Here is a 16524-nt window from a genome sequence, read left to right as displayed (position 1 = left end):
CATTTAAGTGACACACGACAATGATGGTGTGCGCAGGCTTGTGCCGGGCGACTCAGCGCTCTGTCGAACTGTTGAAAACGGCTGTTCGTGGCCAGGTTTTCCCGGAGTGACCAGATCCCGATGGAACTGACCTTCATAGCCGCCCTGCTTTCGTCAGCCCTGCTTCTTTCAAACCTCGCCAGCATCCTGCTCGCCTCATCGCGGCTTAAGCGGCCGCGCATCATCCCGCCGCCCGTCGGCAATCAGCCGCCGGTGTCGATCGTGGTGCCGTCGCGTGGTGTCGAGCCGTTTACGCAGGAGACGCTGGCGCGCGCCTTTGCGCTCGACTGGCCGCGCTACGAACTCGTCTTCTGCGTCGCTCATGCCGACGATCCGGTGGTCAAGCTGATAAACAGGGCGATCGCCCTGTTTCCGAAGACACCGGCCCGGCTGCTGATTGGCGACGACCGCATCAGCGGCAATCCGAAACTCAACAATTGCGTCAAGGGCTGGGAAGCGGCGCGGCACGACTGGGTCATCCTTGCCGATTCCAACGTGCTGATGCCGAAGGACTATGTCCAACATTTGCTGGCGGCGTGGCGGACCGACACCGGCCTGGTCTGCTCGACGCCGATCGGCTCGCGGCCGGACGGGTTCTGGGCGGAGGTCGAATGCGCCTTCCTCAACACGCTGCAGGCCCGCTGGCAATATGCCGGTGAGGCACTTGGCCTCGGCTTCGCCCAGGGCAAGAGCATGTTGTGGAACAAGCCGATGCTCGACGCCAATGGCGGCATCCGCGCGCTTGCTGCCGAGATCGCCGAGGACGCCGCCGCGACCAAGCTGGTCAACGGGCTCGGATTGCGCGTCAATCTTGTCGCCTCGCCCTTCGAGCAGCCGCTCGGCCAGCGCACGCCTGGCGAAATCTGGTCGCGCCAGGCTCGCTGGGCTCGCCTGCGCCGCGTCACATTTCCGCTGTTCTTCGCGCCCGAGATATTCACCGGGGCGGCGGTGCCACTGGCGCTGGCGCTGATGGCGGCGGCTGGTGCCGGCTTCAGCCTGCCGGCAACCGCGATTGCCGTGCTGGCAGTCGCCTACCTGCCGGAATGCGCCCTGGCCTCGGCCAAGGGCTGGTACCTGTCGCTGCGCATGGTCCCGGCGATGATCGCGCGTGACGTAATGCTTCCCGCCATCTGGGCGCGCGGCTGGCTCGGCTTCGCCGTCGACTGGCGCGGCAACGCAATGACCATCCGCACCAAGGCCATGGCGGCCGAACTGGAAGAGACGCCGTCGGGCGCCTGAGTGGTAGCGCCCGCCTCCTGGCAGGTGAGAGTGTCCTGCCTGACAGCGCCCTATTTGGCTGACTTGAGCGCCTGTTCGATGTCCGCGAGCAGATCGTCCGCGTCCTCGAGGCCGACGGACAACCTCAGCGTGCCCGGGCCGATGCCGAGTTCGGCACGGGCTTCGTCGCTGAGGTTCTTGTGCGTCGTCGTCGCCGGATGGGTGATCAGGCTCTTGGCGTCGCCGAGATTGTTGGAGATCAGCACGATGTCGAGCGCGTTCTGGAAGGCGAAGGCCGCCTGCTTGCCGCCCTTGACGTCAAGGCAGATCAGCGTCGAACCACCCGACATCTGCTTCTTGACCACAGCCGCCTGCGGGTGGTCGGCACGGCCCGGATAGATGACGCGCGCGATTTCCGGCCGCTCTGCCAGGAAGTCTGCGATTTTGCCCGCACTTTCCGTCTGCTGGCGCACGCGCAGCGTCAGCGTCTCCAGCCCCTTCAGCAGCGTCCAGGCGTTGAACGGCGAGAGGCTGGGGCCGGTGTGGCGGAAGTAGTCGTGCAGGTTCTCGTCGATCCATTTCTTGTCCGACAGGATGACGCCGCCCAGGCATCGCCCCTGGCCGTCAATATGCTTGGTCGCCGAATAGACGACGATGTGAGCGCCAAGCTGCAAAGGCTTTTGCTGCAAGGGGGTGGCAAAGACGTTGTCTACGATCAGCCGCGCACCGATCGAATTGGCAAGCGCGGCGACAGCGGCGATGTCGACCACTTCCAGCGTCGGATTGGTCGGGCTTTCCAGGAAGAACAGTTTGGTGTTCGGCTTGACCGCCTTTTCCCAATTGGCGATGTCGGTGCCGTCGACCAGCGTTGCCTCGATGCCGTATTTCGGCGCCAGCGTCTCGATTACCCAGCGGCAGGAGCCGAACAGGGCGCGGGCCGCCACGATATGGTCGCCGGCCCTGGCGCTGCACAGGAGGGCCGCGGTCACCGCCGCCATGCCGGAAGCGGTGGCGCGAGCGTCCTCGGCACCTTCCAGCGCGCACATGCGCTTTTCGAACATGTCGACCGTGGGATTGGCGTAGCGCGAATAGATGAAACCCGGCTCTTCGCCCTTGAAGCGCGCTTCGGCGGCTTGCGCGGTCTCGTAGACATAGCCCTGGGTGAGGTACATCGCCTCGGACGTTTCGCCGAATTGGGAACGCAAGGTCCCGGCATGCACGAGTGCGGTCTGAGGCTTCCAGTTACGCTTCTTGGTGCTCATCGCTTTTGTTCCAGACACAAAAAAACCGGCCGCGAAAGTCGCAACCGGTCCATACGGCCTTGCGGCCCGACGGTCCTTTAGCGACTTGTTTAACGTGGCTGCAAGCCGACCGGCCAAATCACCACGGGATAACGACCCTTTAGACCCGCACCGCGCTTGCGTCAATTCCCGGCTTGATTAAGAGGTTTGTACCAGTGGCCTTCGAGCGGAGCCAGCTTTGCGGCAGACAGGCATTCTTCCCGATCAGGATATTTCCGCGCTTTTCCAATCGGGCGCGCTGAAGTCGCCGCGCGCCCTCGATGCCGACCAGATCCAGCCGGCCAGCCTTGATCTCAGGCTTGGCGACAAGGCCTGGCGCGTGCGCGCCTCCTTCCTTCCAGGCCCCAGCCACCGCGTCGCCGAAAAGCTCGACAGGCTGAAGCTGCACGAAATTGATCTTGCCGACGGCGCGGTGCTGGAAACAGGCTGCGTCTATATCGTGCCGCTGCTCGAAAGCCTGGCGCTGCCTGCCGAGGTTTCCGCTTCGGCCAATCCGAAGAGCTCGACCGGGCGGCTCGACATCTTCACCCGCGTGATGACCGATCGCGGCCACGAGTTCGACAAGATCGCTGCCGGCTACAACGGTCCGCTCTATCTGGAGGTCAGCCCGCGTACCTTCCCGATCGTGGTCCGCACCGGCTCGCGGCTGTCGCAGATCAGGTTCCGCACCGGCAATGCACTTTTGTCGGAAGCCGAGCTGAGCGAATTGCATCGTGCCGAGATGCTGGTCGCCACCGAGCCGCCCAACATTTCCGGCGGCGGTATCGCGCTGTCGATCGATCTCGACGGCGACAAGGACGGTCTGGTCGGCTATCGCGGCAAGCATCACACCGGCCTGGTCGATGTCGACAAGCGCGCCGCGCAGGATGTCGTCGACTTCTGGGAGCCGCTCTACAAGAGCGGCGCCGGCGAACTGGTGCTCGATCCCGACGAATTCTACATCCTGGTTTCGCGCGAGGCGGTGCACGTGCCGCCGCTCTACGCCGCCGAGATGACGCCCTTCGATCCGCTGGTCGGCGAATTCCGCGTCCACTATGCCGGCTTCTTCGATCCCGGCTTCGGCCATTCGGCGTCCGGCGGCACCGGCAGCCGGGCAGTGCTCGAAGTGCGCAGCCATGAGGTGCCGTTTATCCTCGACCATGGCCAGATCGTCGGGCGGCTGGTCTACGAACACATGCTGAAGCGGCCGCAGGCGCTCTACGGCACCGATCTCGGCTCCAACTACCAGGCGCAGGGCCTGAAGCTGTCCAAGCACTTCCGCGCCGCCCGCTGAACTTCCAATCTCCGTCAGACTGCGCTTGCCTGACCGGGCGCGCCATGCTTGGCTGTGCCGGCCGTCAAACGACAAAACTGCTAGGGGAACAAAAATGCAGATTTCGAGATGGATCATATCGGCAGCAAGCGCTGCGATGCTGGCAGCCGGCGCCTTGTCGGCGCAGGCACAGGAAAAATTGAAGATCGGCACCGAGGGTGCCTATCCGCCGTTCAACACCATTACATCGGACGGCAAGGTTGTCGGCTTCGACATCGACATCGCCGATGCGCTTTGCGCTCAGATGAAGGTCGAATGCGAAATCGTCACGCAGGACTGGGATGGCATCATTCCCGCCCTACAGGCCAAGAAGTTCGACGCCATCATCGCCTCGATGAGCATCACCGAGGAGCGCAAGAAGCAGGTCTCCTTCACCAACAAATACTATACGACCCCGCTTTCTCTGGTGGCGCCGAAGGACAGTGATCTCACTTCGACCGAACCTGCGGCACTTGCTGGCAAGACTGTGGGCGCCCAGGCGTCGACCACCCAGGCTACCTATGCCCAGGATGTCTATGGCAAGGCCGGCGCTGAAGCAAAGCTCTACCCGACCCAGGAAGAGGCGATCACCGACCTGCAGAATGGCCGTCTCGACGCTGTCATTTCAGACAAGTTCGTGCTTACGGACTGGCTGAAGAAGTCGAGCGAGGACTGCTGCAAGCTGGTTGGCGACGTCAAGGGCACCGAGACGGAAGCCGGCATCGCCGTTCGCCTGGAGGACACCGCGCTGCGCGACAAGCTCAACGCGGCAATCGACGCCATCGTCGCCGACGGCACCTACAAGAAGATCCAGGCCAAATATTTCGACTTCGATATTTATTGAGGGTGAAGCTGCAATCTCCCCCTTTGAGGGGAGATGGCCGGCAGGCCAGAGGGGTCGCTGCGCGTAGAACGCCAACGCCGTCTGGTGTCGCGGAAGACGTCGGCGCTCCACGCGCGGCGAGCCCCTCTGTCGCCTTTGGCGACATCTCCCCCTCGAGGGGGAGATCAGGCGCTACAGCGCGCCTTCACCGCCACTTTCACCGGCTGCTCGATTTCGAGCGGGTTGCGCAGTGGCAGGCCGAAATCCTGGGCCTCGATTTCGAACGTGTCGCCGGCCTGCGTCCTGATGCCGTCCGCGAACGACAGCGTTGCCGTGCCGAACATATGCACATGCACGTCGCCCGGCTGACGGAAGGCCGAATATTTGAAATGGTGATGTTCGAGATTGGCGATGGTGTGCGACATGTTCGCCTCGCCCGACAGGAACGGCTTCTCCCACAGCACCTTGCCGTCGCGAACGATGCGCGAGGCGCCCCTGATATCGGGCGGCAGGTCGCCGATCAGAATTTCGGGCCCGAACGAGGCGTTGCGCAGCTTGGAATGCGCCAGGAACAGATAATTCACGCGCTCGGTGACGTGGTCGGAAAACTCGTTTGACAGCGTGAAGCCGACGCGGAACGGCGCGCCGTCGTCGCCGATGACATAGATGCCGGCGACCTCCGGTTCTTCGCCGGCGTCCTGCGCGAAAGCCGGCGACATAAGGGCCGCACCCGGCGCCACCGCCATGGTGCCGTTGCCCTTGTAGAACCATTCCGGCTGCACGCCCGTCTGGCCCTTCGCCGGCTTGCCGCCCTCCAGTCCCATGCGGAACATCTTCATCGAATCGGTGAGCTGCTCCTCGCCGTCGGTGCTGAGCTTCTTGTGCATGGAATCGCGCGTCGCGGCCGAGCCGAGATGCGTCAGCCCGGTGCCGGTGAGATGGAGATGCGCGGGATCGGGATGGTTTATCGGCGACAAAAGCCGCCCCTTCTTGTAGGCAGCGTCGAGGTCGACGACCTCACCGAACCCCTTGCGTTCGATGAGCGCGACCAGCCCGGTGCCGGTGCGCGCGGCCTCCATCGCCAGCGAATAGACGCTGCGGGCGCCGTTGATGATCCGGGTCTTGCCGCCGTTGCGGGCAACGACGCGGATGGTCTCGGCGTCGTCGATGATCTGGGAGATCAGCATGGTGTACCCTCTCTCTGGTGCCTTGGCCCGGCCGCCTATGTGGCAAACCCTGACCTGCGCGGCTCGGGACCAATCCGCGCCACGGGTGAAATTCTTCGTCCGGATTGCGCTCGCGGCCTGGTCCCTCAGGGGACTTCTTTGCACCGCCCGGTGGGGCCGCGATGTTACCCGTATGCCTTGCCTGTCCCTCGCCCTTAACCCTTGTTCTTGTTGTAAACGTCGAAGACCACGGCGCCGAGCAGCACCAGGCCTTTGACCACCTGTTGCCAGTCGACGTTGACGCCCATGATCGACATGCCGTTGTTCATGACGCCCATGATGAAGCCGCCGACCACCGCGCCGATGACCTGGCCGACGCCGCCCATGGCCGAAGCACCGCCGATGAACACGGCGGCGATGACGTCGAGCTCGCTGCCGAGGCCCGCCGCCGGCACGGCCTGCCCCAGGCGCGCCGCGATGATCAGGCCGCCAAGCGCCGACAGCACGCCCATATTGATGAACACCATCAGGGTCAGCCGCTCGGTCTTGATGCCCGATAGCTGCGCCGCCTTGGCGTTGCCGCCCATTGCGTAGATGCGGCGGCCGATCGTCATGCGTTTGGTGACGAAGACGAACAGCGCGATCAGCACGCCCATCACCATGAGTACGATCGGCAGGCCCCTGTAGCTGGCGAACTGGTAGACAAGGAACAGCGCCAGCGCGCTGGTCACCAGGGTCTTGATGACGAACAGCGTGAACGGTTCGGCTTCATAGCCATGCTGTTCGCGGGTGCGCCGTGCCCTGAGCCCGAAATAGGCATAGGCGAGCACAGCGATCAGGCCCAGCACAATCGTCGTCATGTGCAGCGTCAGGCCACTGCCCATAATGGTCTTGCCGGCCGCATTTACCGTCGGTGGGATCAGTGTCAGGGGGCCGATGACATCCGGGATGAAGCCGGAGCTGAGCGCCTTGAAGCCGGCGGGAAGCGGCCCGACCGAGGATCCGCCACCCAGCAGCGCCTGGCAGATGCCGCGGAAGATCAGCATCCCCGCCAGCGTGACGATGAAGCTCGGTATTCGGTGATAGGCAATCCAGTAGCCTTGGGCCGCGCCGATGCCGCCGCCCACGATGAGGCAGATGATCGACACCACCAGTGGATTGCTGAACGGGCCGAGCGGCCAGATAACCATCATCATCGCCGCCAGCGCGCCGATGAAACCGGCGACGGAGCCGACGCTGAGATCGATATGGCCGGAGACGATCACCAAGAGCATGCCCAGCGCCATCACGATGATGAAGGAGTTCTGCTGCACCAAATTGCTCAGGTTCACCGGCTTGAACAGCGTGCCGGACGTGGTGAACTGGAAGAACACCATGATGGCGATCAGCGCCAGGATCAGGCCGTAGTCGCGCAAATTGGTGACCAGCGCCGAGACGGCAACGCGCGGCCCCTGCTGTACATCTTCGGCGACGCCGCTTTTCGGCGCGGGAGCGCTTTCGGTGCTCATGATGCTTTTCCTTCTCCCCGAACGATGGCGCGCATGATCTTTTCCTGGCTGGCGTCGCTCGCCGCCATTTCGCCGACCATGCGCCCTTCGTTCATGACGTAGATGCGGTCGGTGATGCCAAGCAGTTCAGGCATCTCCGACGAGATGACGATGATCGCCTTACCCTCGGAGGCGAGGCGGGCGATGATGGTATAGATCTCGTACTTGGCGCCAACGTCGATGCCGCGCGTCGGCTCGTCGAGGATCAGCACTTCCGGATTGGCGAACAGCCACTTCGACAGCACCACCTTCTGTTGATTGCCGCCCGATAGATTGCCGGTCATCTGATAAACGCTGGATGAGCGGATGTTGGTCTTGGCCTTGTAGTCGTTGGCGACGGCCAGTTCGCGCAAATCGTCGATTACGGCGTGGCGCGACACACCGCCAAGGTTGGCCAGCGTGATGTTGTGCTTGATATGATCGATCAGGTTGAGACCGTAGGTCTTGCGGTCCTCGGTGACATAGGCAATGCCATGGTCCACCGCCTTGCTCACCGAGGAGACATCGATCGGCTTGCCCTTGAGCACCACCTCGCCGGTGATGCGCCGGCCATAGGAGCGGCCGAACAGGCTCATCGCGAATTCGGTGCGTCCGGCGCCCATCAGCCCGGCGATACCCACCACCTCGCCCTTGCGGACGTTGATGTCGATGCCCTTGATCACTTGCCGCTCGGCATGGATCGGGTGATAGACCGACCAGTTCTTCACCTCGAGCACGATCTCGCCGATCTTCGGCTCGCGCGGCGGATAACGGTCGTCGAGTGAGCGGCCGACCATCGAGGTGATGATGCGGTCTTCCGAGATGTCTTTCTTGGCCAGTGTTTCGATGGTCCGCCCGTCGCGGATGATGGTGACCTTGTCGGCGACACGGTTCACTTCGTTGAGCTTGTGCGAGATCAGGATCGAGGTGATGCCTTGCCGCTTGAATTCGAGCAGCAGGTCGAGCAGCGCCTGGCTGTCCTTTTCCGACAGGCTCGCCGTCGGCTCGTCGAGGATCAGCAGCTTCACTTCCTTGCTGAGCGCCTTGGCGATCTCGACCAGCTGCTGCTTGCCGACGCCGATATTGGTGATCAGCGTCTTGGGGTCCTCCTTGAGGCCCACCTTCTTGAGCAAGGCGCTGGTGCGCGTCTCGTTGGCATTCCAGTCGATGATGCCGAATTTGGCGTGTTCGTTGCCAAGGAAAATGTTCTCTGCGATCGACAGCATGGGCACCAGCGCAAGTTCCTGGTGGATGATGACAATGCCCTTGTGTTCGCTGTCGTGGATGCCTTTGAAATGGCATTCCTCACCGCGGTAGACGATCGCGCCGTCATAGGTGCCGGATGCATAGACGCCCGACAGCACCTTCATCAGCGTCGACTTGCCGGCGCCGTTCTCGCCGACCACGGCATGGATCTCGCCTTCCTCGACACTGAGGTTGACGTTCGACAGCGCCTTCACGCCGGGGAACGTCTTGGTGATGTCGCGCATCTCCAAAATCGTCGAGGCCATCAGGAATACCGCTCCTCCGAGGTCCGGAACAATGCCGGGAGGCTAGTATGCGAATTTTGGATTCACCACGCTAGCAAAAAGGGGCCCCGCTGCGCGCGGGACCCCTGGCTTTGCAAATGCGATTACTTCAGCTCTTCGGCCTTGATGTAGCCGGAATCGACCACCAGCGCCTGGTAGTTCGACTTGTCGACATCATGCGGGGTCAGCAGGATCGAAGGAACAACCTTGACGTCGTTGTTGTAGGTCTTTTCATCGAGGCCTTCCGGCTTGCCGCCCGAGAGCACCTTGTCGACGAGTTCGACGGTGGCCTTGGCCAGTTCGCGGGTGTCCTTGAACACGGTCGAGTACTGCTCGCCCGAGATGATCAGCTTGACAGAGGCGGTCTCGGCGTCCTGGCCGGTGACGATCGGCCAGGGCTGAGCGTCCGTGCCGTAACCGACGGCGCGCAGCGAGGCGGTGATGCCGCGCGACAGGCCGTCATAGGGCGACAGAACGCCCATCGACGCGGCTGCCGTCCGAGTAGTTGGCCGACAGAAGATTGTCCATGCGCGCCTGGGCGGTGGCAGCGAGCCAGCGCAGCGTGCCGACCTTGTCCATGCCGGTCTGGCCGGACTTGATCTTGATCGAGCCGTCGTCGATCAACGGCTGCAGCACGGAGATCGCACCGTCGTAGAAGAAGAAGGCGTTGTTGTCGTCGGGCGAGCCGCCGAACAGTTCGACGTTCCACGGCTTGGTGTTCGGGAAACGCTCCTTGAGGCCCTTGACCAGCGAATTCGCCTGGATCACGCCGACGCCGAAATTGTCGAAGGTGGTGTAGTAGTCGACATTGGCGGTCTTCTTGATCAGGCGGTCATAGGCGACGACGACGACGCCGGCGTCAGCGGCCTTCTGCAGCGCGTCCGACAGCGTGGTGCCGTCGATCGAAGCGATGATCAGCGCCTTCGGGCCCTTGGTGATTTCGTTTTCCAGCTGGCTGAGCTGGTTCGGAATGTCGTCCTGCGCATATTGCAGGTCGACCGTGTAGCCGAGGGCCTCGAGCTGGGACTTGACGGCGTCGCCGTCATTGATCCAGCGCTGCGAGGTCTTGGTGGGCATCAGCACGCCGATCAGGCCTTCGCCTGCCTGCGCCGGGACCGTCATGGCCGCGATGCCAAGGGCCGCGATGGCGGCCAGTGTCTTGATGATTTTCACAGTAAACTCTCCCTGGTTGATGGACGCGACACCCCGGGGCTTCGCGGGCCGCGCAGTCGAGCGGATGCGCGAGCGCGCCGCCGCTGTCATATCGATCTCTGGTATCCTCCCAATGGTCTCGAGACGCTGATTTCAATCGATGCGATTTTTCTCGTCATCGACCGTCAAGTCCCAAGACGCGCCAAGGGTGGGTCCCTTTGCCATAACTGTCAAATGCGATCTTTGATGGTTGCTATATCGAAACTGATATATATTAGGAGCCGACAAAAGCTTGGCCGGATTACCGGCCGGTCATGCGCGGAAGGCAAGGGAAAATCATGGCGGCGCTGCGCAATCCCACAGGAATATCAGGTGGTTACGACGAGCTCCCGGGCGACGGCGAAACCCTTTTGCGCAGCGGCCTCAGCCTGCGTCACATGCGCATGATCGTGGCGCTGGACGATCACGGCCGGGTGAGTGCGGCGGCCCAGGTCATGAACATTTCGCAGCCGGCCGCATCGCGCATGATCGCCGAGATGGAAGCGGTGCTCGACGTCAAGCTGTGCGAAAGGCTGCCGCGCGGCATCACGCTCACACCCTATGGCAAGGCGCTGGCCAGGCGCGCCCGCTCGATCCTGCTTGAGATGCGCGAGGCGGACCGCGAGATTTCCGAGCTCAAGGCGGGTAAGGGCGGTTCGGTGTTCCTCGGCGCGGTGACGGCGCCGGCGATCGAGCTCGCAGTGCCGGCGATCCGCGAGATCCGCCGCATCTACCCGCGCATCGAGATCACCATGCAGGTCGAGACCTCCAACGTGCTGGCGCGCGAACTGATCGCCTCGCGCCATGATTTCATCATCGCGCGCATCCCCGACGACCTCAATCCGCGGCTGTTCGAATCGCGCGTCATCGGCGTCGAAAAGGCCTGCCTGATCGTGCGCCGCGGCCACCCGCTGACCAAGGGCAAGGTGGTCAGGCTGGAGGAAACCGCCGCCTATGACTGGGTTTTCCAGTCGGGCGGCTCGCCGCTGCGCCAGGCGATGGAAAGCAATTTCCTGAACCGCAACATTTCGCTGCCGGACCGCATCCTCAACACCAGCTCGCTGCTTCTCACTCTGGTCATGGTCGCCCAGTCCGACGCCATCGCTCCGGTGTCGGTCCAGGTGGCGAAATTCATCCAGAACCCCGAAGGGCTGGCCGGCGCCATCGACGTGGTCCAGACCGAGTTCGACATCGAGGTCAGGCCTTACAGCCTGATCACGGTAAAGAACCGCGTGCTGTCCCCGGCGGCCAAGATGCTGCACGATTTCATTCTGCGGGAGGTGGGATGACGGCTGGAGCGGTTCTGGAAGCAGACATCGCGCGCATCATTCGCGGCCGCTCCGCTGCCAGGAGCGTATCAAAAGCTCAACTACAAGGCTTGAGCGACGGCAAATGCTCGGCAATCTGCCCGTGGGTCATTTTGAAAGATCGACTTAGGGTCGCCATCGAACCAGCGACTTGACGTATGCGCTGCATACGTTACATTGGACGAGGTATGCGACGCATACCAAGCGAAGTTTCAGTTTGAGGCAGAAAATGATTGGCAAGTTCGAAGAGCTGACGCTCCTCGCGCTGGTGCGCGCGGGCCCAGCTTCACACGCAGCAAAGGTCTATAATGCGCTCGAAGAAGGTCTGCCCAAAACGCCTCAATTCGCCGCTCTTTACACAGCCCTCGACCGGCTGGCTAAGAAGGGTATGGTTTCCGAGACCAAGGACAAAGACGACCCTCGTGGAAAGCGACTTTTCACGATTACCGGAGCAGGCCGAGTTGCATTGTCCGAAGCTGTCCGGGCCTCTGTCGCTTTGGGAGGTTACGAGCTTGGTCTCGCCTAAGAAGGGAATGCTCGTATTTAGCGCTGACTCGAACGCCTACCTCGGAAACCTTACGACGAAGGAAGCCTACGAGGCGGCAGTCGAAATGCACAACACGATGAGGAAGACTGACGCCCTTCTTGCCGACAGAGGCGCGCACTATCGCCTCTGGCGACTCGTCTCTGTCGCTCTAGACGAAGCGAAGGAGCCAACCCCCTCGTCCTTCTGGCTCTCAATGCTAATGCCGGCCGACAAGAGCGCCGACATCATCGCCAACATGGAAGAACTCTACCGGGAAGTGTGGCTGCCGAAATACGGTCAGCGCAAGGCGAACTGGATCTAGAAGCTGCAGAGTTTCCAGTTCGTCGCGTGGCGCTGGGCACTGCCGGTCACCTTCGTATTGGGATGGCTAAAGGCACTTAGGCTAGGCTGACTCACCCAGCTATCCAGTCCAAAGAGAACGCAAGCTGTAAAACAAGCTGGAGCGGGTAGAGGGAATCGAACCCTCGCGTTCAGCTTGGGAACCTAGCCTTTTCCGACGGATTTCAACCGCTTGGCTGTAAAACTCGGCGATACGCGCCTGTTTGATATCAATAGGTTACCTTCCGATTGTAAAACCACTCAGCGCCCATCTTTCGCCTTGGCATAGGTGCTTCCCGCTGGCGGCAGGATGTTCGCATAGATGGCGCCCGCAGAGGTTGTGGACGTCGAAATCGTCAATCCTGGTGCAGCCCTTGCGACGTGCGATCTCGTTGAGCAGCAGGTCGAGCGGCCGATAGCCGCCGGCTTCGAGCATTTCCAGCTTGTCGAACTTGGCGCGCATGCCACATGTCTCGCATTCGACGATGATTTTGGCGGCCGGATAGGTCGATATCAAAGCCGTGTTTTTCGAGTTCATCGCGCCATCCTTGCGGCCGCAGTGTCGCTGTTGCTCGGCATGGTAATGCCGACCGCGACCTGGCGCGAGCCGCACTTCGGACATCTCAGCCGCGCCGACAGGCGGCTCAAGGGGGAAGTCCCGGCCGCGTGTCCACAGCATCGAATAGACGTCCAGCTCGTAGCGGTTGTTGCACTCACGATCGTCTTCTCGCGGTTGCCCCAGATGCACCGCGCGTGCAGCCTGACGCCATGGTTCCAGGCATCGCCGACCGTCTCAATCTCATGAGAACAGAAAAGGAACAAATCCTTGAACGTCAAGGGTGCATGTTACATGTTATGAGGATTGGGAACCTTCAGAGGTTCTATGCGCGGAGTCGCACAGACTCGCGCTCGATGAATTGCACCAGTTCGCTTGCCGGGATGGCTGGACTAAACAGGTATCCCTGGCCGTTCTCGCAACCCATGCCTTTCATCAGGTCAAATTGCGCCGCCGTTTCGATGCCTTCGGCTGTCGTGTGAATTCCAAGGCCCTTTCCAAGGTTCAGGATCGCCTTGATGATCTTGAGCCGCTTTGGATCCCGCTCGCACTCTGCGACGAAGCTGCGGTCCACCTTGATTCGATCGAACGAGAAATTGCCCAGTTGCGACAGGCTCGAAAAGCCCGTGCCAAAATCATCCAATGCCACCTGGATGCCGGCACTCCTCAGGTCGGAGATGATCTGCGTCGCGGCGGCGAGTTCGCGCACAACCGCACTCTCGGTGATCTCGATCTCCAACCGATTGGGTGGCAAACCCTCCGCGTCGAGGATCCTGACAATGCGCAGGCCGAGGAGTTTGTCGCCCATCTGCATGGGCGACACGTTGAACGCCAGCCTCAAATCGTTTGGCCATGTGGCGGCGACGCGGCAGGCTTGACGGAGAAGGCTGTCCGACAATTCCGTGATCAGCCCAGCCTGCTCCGCCAGACTGATGAACACATCCGGCGGCGTCGAGATTCCATTGCCGCGATTCCACCGGGCGAGTGCTTCGAAGCCAATCAGGCGCCCGCTCGCGAGATTCACCAATGGCTGGAAATAGGGAACAATATCGCCATTGCGGATGGCATGGCGCAATGCCTGGCCCATCTTCGCCCGCTCCGACGCGAACTCCATCATTGCGGCATCGAAGACCTTGGCTGTGTTGCGCCCGGCGCTCTTGGCCACGTAAAGAGCGACATCGGCCTGATCCACAAGATCGGCTGCGTTCTTGCCCGGTTCTGCGATGGCGATTCCAACCGAGACACCGATCTCGACATCAGTGCCACCAATCTGAATGGGCTCGCTGATGAATGCGATCGTCTCTTGCGCTGCGACCAGGGGAAACGGCACCGAGGCTTGAGAAGCCAGGATCAGGAATTCGTCCCCGCCCTGTCGCGCAATCATGGATGTTGGAAACTGCTTGCGGAGGCGATCGGCGACGATGGTCAGTACTTCATCCCCGGCCGCATGGCCAAGCAGATCATTTGCTCGCTTGAAGCCGTCGAGGTCGAGCGCGAACACGACCTGCACCTCGCCAGCTACTGCGGAGGCAGTGAAGTCGGCGAGATAGCGGCGGTTCGGAAGCCGTGTGAGCGGATCGTGACGCGCTATCCAGCTTGCGTCGTCTTCGGCAGTCCGCCGCCGACGCACCTCGCTTCGCAGGTCGGTTAAGCGCCTCGCTGCAAAAATGAAGCCGGAAAGTCCAATACAGAGCAGCGCGAGTATGATCTCGTCGAGCTCCAAGGATTCATGCTCCTCCATCGTCTCGATCAGCATGTCCATCACGTCGAAATAGACGGCTAACAACCAGATAGCCACTCCGCCCAAACCAATAGCCAAGGCGTCAATGCTAGATTTGTTGGGCATAAAGCCTCCAGTCCGAGCTGAGTACGGACAACTCAATGACGAACTCGGGAGAAACGCAATGATCTAAATCAAACTAAATCTGCTGTAGCGCAATTTAGAACCTCCAATGATTATATGGCGAAGACGTCTGCTTCGTGAGGCAAATATTTAACAGAAGGCCGGACGGCATAACAATAAGCCGGTGATGCGAATTTCGTTCCGGCTGCGGACAAAGACTGACACCTGTTCGATATTGAGGGCTTACGACTGGCGTAGCCTCGTGTCTATGCGGCGAAAATAGGGAACGAAAACTGCAAACTGCCTGTAAAACCGCTGGCTTTTGGCACTCACCAGATCAGGCGCAAAGCCTTGTGGCATAAGCTGGAGCGGGTAGAGGGAATCGAACCCTCGCGTTCAGCTTGGGAAGCTGACAAGCTACCATTACATCATACCCGCGTGAATTCTCGATACCATGATGGCCCATCTTCGGGCAATCGCAAAGCGCTCGGGATCCCGAGCCCGGCTTGATGCCGGGCGGCCAAGTGCGTATTTCTGGGCCTGTGCCCGAATCGGGGCAACCGACTGTGGAGACAGGCCTTGTCCGCATTGACACGCTTTCTCGGCGACTCGCCGCTCAGGGTGTTCCTGAAACTGCTGGTGGTGTCGTTCCTCGTCGGCCTGGTCATGAACGCTTTCGGCTGGTCGCCGATGGATGTGCTCTACGGCATCCAGAAGTTCTTCCGCGACCTTTGGAACCTCGGCTTCAATGCCGTTTATCGCTTCCTCGGCTATATCCTGCTGGGTGCGGCGATCGTCATCCCGGCCTTCATCCTGCTGAGGATCGCCAGCTACCGGAAATGAGCTATCGGGCGTAACCGGCGGCGATCTCGAACAGGATGGCGTGGCGCGCGGCAAGTGCCGCCACATCCGTCGAATAGCCGCCGCCGATGACGCCGCACAGCGGGATGCCGAGCGCCCGGAAATGACGGATAACCATCTCGTCGCGGGCGCGCAGACCATCATCCGACAGCGACAGTCGGCCGAGCCGGTCCTCGGCATGGACGTCGACCCCGGCATTGTAGAAAACCAGGTCCCAGTGAGCCCTGGCACCGAGGTCCGGCAAGATGTCGCCCAACCGCTCGAGATAGGCCGCATCGCCGGTGCCGTCAGGCAGCGCGACATCGAGGTCGGACGCGATCTTGCGCACGGGGTAGTTGCGGTCGCCATGCATGGAAAAGGTGAACACGCGCGGCTCGTCCCTCAGTATGTCCGCCGTGCCGTCGCCCTGATGCACATCGAGATCGACGACCAGGATGTTTTGGACTGCGCCCTCGGCAAGCAGCACCAGCGAGGCGACGGCCACGTCGTTGAAGGTGCAGAAGCCCGCACCTTGCGCGCGCCGCGCATGATGGCTGCCGCCGGCACTGTTGCAAGCAATGCCGTTGAGCAGAGCCAGCCGGGCCGCCAGCACCGTGCCGGCGGTGGCAAGCTGCGCCCTAAGCGAAACGCGTGGGCTGATGGGAAAACCAATCTCGCGCTCGATCTTTTCGGGCACCGCGCAGGCGATCACCTGATCGACATAGTCGGCCGCATGGGCAAGCTTCAGCCATGATGCCGGCGCCGGCTCAGGGAGGTTGAGCGCATCGCGCCGGGCCAGTCCGCGTGCGCTCAAAGCCTCCATCAGCAAGGGATACTTGCTCATCGGGAAGCGATGATTGACCGCAAAACCGGCGTCATAGTCGGGATGATGGACGATCTGCAGGGGCATGAGAGTTCGCGCCACGGTCAGCAATTCGATTGGCCGTCATGGGATGAATGATTGCGCGGCGTCCAGAAAATGGGGCACATCGGGTGCTCGATCAAGCCGCAATCAGCAAGGCAGCAATC

Annotated in this window: 14 protein-coding genes, 1 tRNA gene, 1 pseudogene and 1 riboswitch; of the genes and pseudogenes, 8 read left to right on the top strand and 8 right to left on the bottom strand. The window is 61.6% G+C overall.

The genetic code is table 11. The features are described 5' to 3' along the window. Positions 1-120 precede the first annotated feature (120 nt). On the top strand, positions 121-1278 hold the full coding sequence (locus LHFGNBLO_RS04640) for a ceramide glucosyltransferase (RefSeq protein WP_258604762.1): 1158 nt from the start codon (positions 121-123) through the stop codon (positions 1276-1278). Between the two features lie 50 nt (positions 1279-1328). Here the strand turns inward: LHFGNBLO_RS04640 and LHFGNBLO_RS04635 are convergent, their stop codons facing one another. Then, the gene (locus tag LHFGNBLO_RS04635) at positions 1329-2519 is read right to left on the bottom strand and encodes an O-succinylhomoserine sulfhydrylase (RefSeq protein ID WP_258604760.1); all 1191 of its coding nucleotides are present in this window, start codon (positions 2517-2519) and stop codon (positions 1329-1331) included. 57 nt (positions 2520-2576) lie between these two features. After that, positions 2577-2654, bottom strand: a riboswitch (SAM riboswitch). Between the two features lie 82 nt (positions 2655-2736). On the opposite strand from LHFGNBLO_RS04635, the gene LHFGNBLO_RS04630 reads away from it, so the two are divergent. Together LHFGNBLO_RS04630 and LHFGNBLO_RS04625 are read left to right on the top strand one after the other, a co-directional pair. Beyond that, positions 2737-3831: a 2'-deoxycytidine 5'-triphosphate deaminase gene (locus tag LHFGNBLO_RS04630; RefSeq protein ID WP_258604759.1), complete on the top strand. Its 1095-nt coding sequence runs from the start codon at positions 2737-2739 to the stop codon at positions 3829-3831. Between the two features lie 94 nt (positions 3832-3925). Continuing rightward, complete coding sequence (locus tag LHFGNBLO_RS04625) at positions 3926-4693, top strand: ABC transporter substrate-binding protein (protein WP_258604757.1); 768 nt, start codon at positions 3926-3928, stop codon at positions 4691-4693. Positions 4694-4857: 164 nt separating this feature from the next. Here the strand turns inward: LHFGNBLO_RS04625 and araD1 are convergent, their stop codons facing one another. The 4 genes and pseudogenes from araD1 to chvE form a co-directional block, all read right to left on the bottom strand. After that, positions 4858-5859, bottom strand: coding sequence for an AraD1 family protein (gene araD1, locus LHFGNBLO_RS04620; protein WP_258604755.1), 1002 nt, complete (start codon positions 5857-5859; stop codon positions 4858-4860). A 194-nt stretch (positions 5860-6053) separates the two neighbouring features. Beyond that, a complete protein-coding gene (gene mmsB / locus LHFGNBLO_RS04615; RefSeq protein ID WP_258604754.1) occupies positions 6054-7346 on the bottom strand; it encodes a multiple monosaccharide ABC transporter permease in 1293 nt (430 codons plus the stop codon). After that, a complete protein-coding gene (gene mmsA / locus LHFGNBLO_RS04610; protein ID WP_258604752.1) occupies positions 7343-8875 on the bottom strand; it encodes a multiple monosaccharide ABC transporter ATP-binding protein in 1533 nt (510 codons plus the stop codon). The genes mmsB and mmsA overlap by 4 nt, the downstream gene beginning before the upstream one ends. Positions 8876-8997: 122 nt before the next feature. Continuing rightward, positions 8998-10066: pseudogene (gene chvE, locus LHFGNBLO_RS04605) on the bottom strand (multiple monosaccharide ABC transporter substrate-binding protein). Positions 10067-10383: 317 nt separating this feature from the next. On the opposite strand from chvE, the gene LHFGNBLO_RS04600 reads away from it, so the two are divergent. The 4 genes from LHFGNBLO_RS04600 to LHFGNBLO_RS04585 all read left to right on the top strand — a co-directional run bounded on the left by LHFGNBLO_RS04600 (position 10384) and on the right by LHFGNBLO_RS04585 (position 13061). After that, positions 10384-11373 (top strand): LysR family transcriptional regulator, encoded by a 990-nt coding sequence (locus tag LHFGNBLO_RS04600; protein ID WP_258604750.1) that lies wholly within the window; start codon positions 10384-10386, stop codon positions 11371-11373. 247 nt (positions 11374-11620) lie between these two features. Continuing rightward, entirely contained in the window at positions 11621-11917 is a 297-nt protein-coding gene (locus tag LHFGNBLO_RS04595; protein ID WP_258604748.1) for a PadR family transcriptional regulator, read from the top strand. Between the two features lie 7 nt (positions 11918-11924). Continuing rightward, positions 11925-12239 carry a hypothetical protein gene (locus LHFGNBLO_RS04590; RefSeq protein ID WP_258604746.1) on the top strand — a complete coding sequence of 105 codons (315 nt, stop codon included), beginning with the start codon at positions 11925-11927 and terminating at the stop codon, positions 12237-12239. A gap of 339 nt (positions 12240-12578) precedes the next feature. After that, positions 12579-13061, top strand: coding sequence for a hypothetical protein (locus LHFGNBLO_RS04585; protein WP_258604744.1), 483 nt, complete (start codon positions 12579-12581; stop codon positions 13059-13061). Positions 13062-13137: 76 nt separating this feature from the next. On the opposite strand, the gene LHFGNBLO_RS04580 is transcribed toward LHFGNBLO_RS04585, so the two are convergent. Both LHFGNBLO_RS04580 and LHFGNBLO_RS04575 read right to left on the bottom strand, forming a co-directional pair. After that, a complete protein-coding gene (locus LHFGNBLO_RS04580; protein ID WP_258604742.1) occupies positions 13138-14658 on the bottom strand; it encodes a putative bifunctional diguanylate cyclase/phosphodiesterase in 1521 nt (506 codons plus the stop codon). Between the two features lie 361 nt (positions 14659-15019). Continuing rightward, a tRNA-Gly gene (locus LHFGNBLO_RS04575) sits at positions 15020-15093 on the bottom strand. Positions 15094-15234: 141 nt separating this feature from the next. Here LHFGNBLO_RS04575 and LHFGNBLO_RS04570 point away from each other — a divergent pair. Then, positions 15235-15498 (top strand): DUF6460 domain-containing protein, encoded by a 264-nt coding sequence (locus tag LHFGNBLO_RS04570; RefSeq protein WP_258604741.1) that lies wholly within the window; start codon positions 15235-15237, stop codon positions 15496-15498. A gap of 1 nt (position 15499) precedes the next feature. Here the strand turns inward: LHFGNBLO_RS04570 and LHFGNBLO_RS04565 are convergent, their stop codons facing one another. Continuing rightward, positions 15500-16405, bottom strand: coding sequence for a histone deacetylase (locus LHFGNBLO_RS04565; protein WP_258604739.1), 906 nt, complete (start codon positions 16403-16405; stop codon positions 15500-15502). Positions 16406-16524: the final 119 nt, after the last annotated feature.

The sequence above is a fragment of the Mesorhizobium sp. AR10 genome, assembly GCF_024746795.1.
Classification (GTDB): domain Bacteria; phylum Pseudomonadota; class Alphaproteobacteria; order Rhizobiales; family Rhizobiaceae; genus Mesorhizobium.
The sequence above is the reverse complement of the archived record's forward strand: the minus strand, read 5'-3'. Positions and strand labels throughout refer to the sequence as shown.

Coding starts and splice junctions, on each gene's coding strand:
- LHFGNBLO_RS04640 (WP_258604762.1), top strand. CDS start 121: ATGGAACTGACCTTCATAGCCGCCCTGCTTTCGTCAGCCCTGCTTCTT.
- LHFGNBLO_RS04635 (WP_258604760.1), bottom strand. CDS start 2,519: ATGAGCACCAAGAAGCGTAACTGGAAGCCTCAGACCGCACTCGTGCAT.
- LHFGNBLO_RS04625 (WP_258604757.1), top strand. CDS start 3,926: ATGCAGATTTCGAGATGGATCATATCGGCAGCAAGCGCTGCGATGCTG.
- araD1 (WP_258604755.1), bottom strand. CDS start 5,859: ATGCTGATCTCCCAGATCATCGACGACGCCGAGACCATCCGCGTCGTT.
- mmsB (WP_258604754.1), bottom strand. CDS start 7,346: ATGAGCACCGAAAGCGCTCCCGCGCCGAAAAGCGGCGTCGCCGAAGAT.
- mmsA (WP_258604752.1), bottom strand. CDS start 8,875: ATGGCCTCGACGATTTTGGAGATGCGCGACATCACCAAGACGTTCCCC.
- LHFGNBLO_RS04600 (WP_258604750.1), top strand. CDS start 10,384: ATGGCGGCGCTGCGCAATCCCACAGGAATATCAGGTGGTTACGACGAG.
- LHFGNBLO_RS04595 (WP_258604748.1), top strand. CDS start 11,621: ATGATTGGCAAGTTCGAAGAGCTGACGCTCCTCGCGCTGGTGCGCGCG.
- LHFGNBLO_RS04590 (WP_258604746.1), top strand. CDS start 11,925: ATGCTCGTATTTAGCGCTGACTCGAACGCCTACCTCGGAAACCTTACG.
- LHFGNBLO_RS04585 (WP_258604744.1), top strand. CDS start 12,579: ATGGCGCCCGCAGAGGTTGTGGACGTCGAAATCGTCAATCCTGGTGCA.
- LHFGNBLO_RS04580 (WP_258604742.1), bottom strand. CDS start 14,658: ATGCCCAACAAATCTAGCATTGACGCCTTGGCTATTGGTTTGGGCGGA.
- LHFGNBLO_RS04565 (WP_258604739.1), bottom strand. CDS start 16,405: ATGCCCCTGCAGATCGTCCATCATCCCGACTATGACGCCGGTTTTGCG.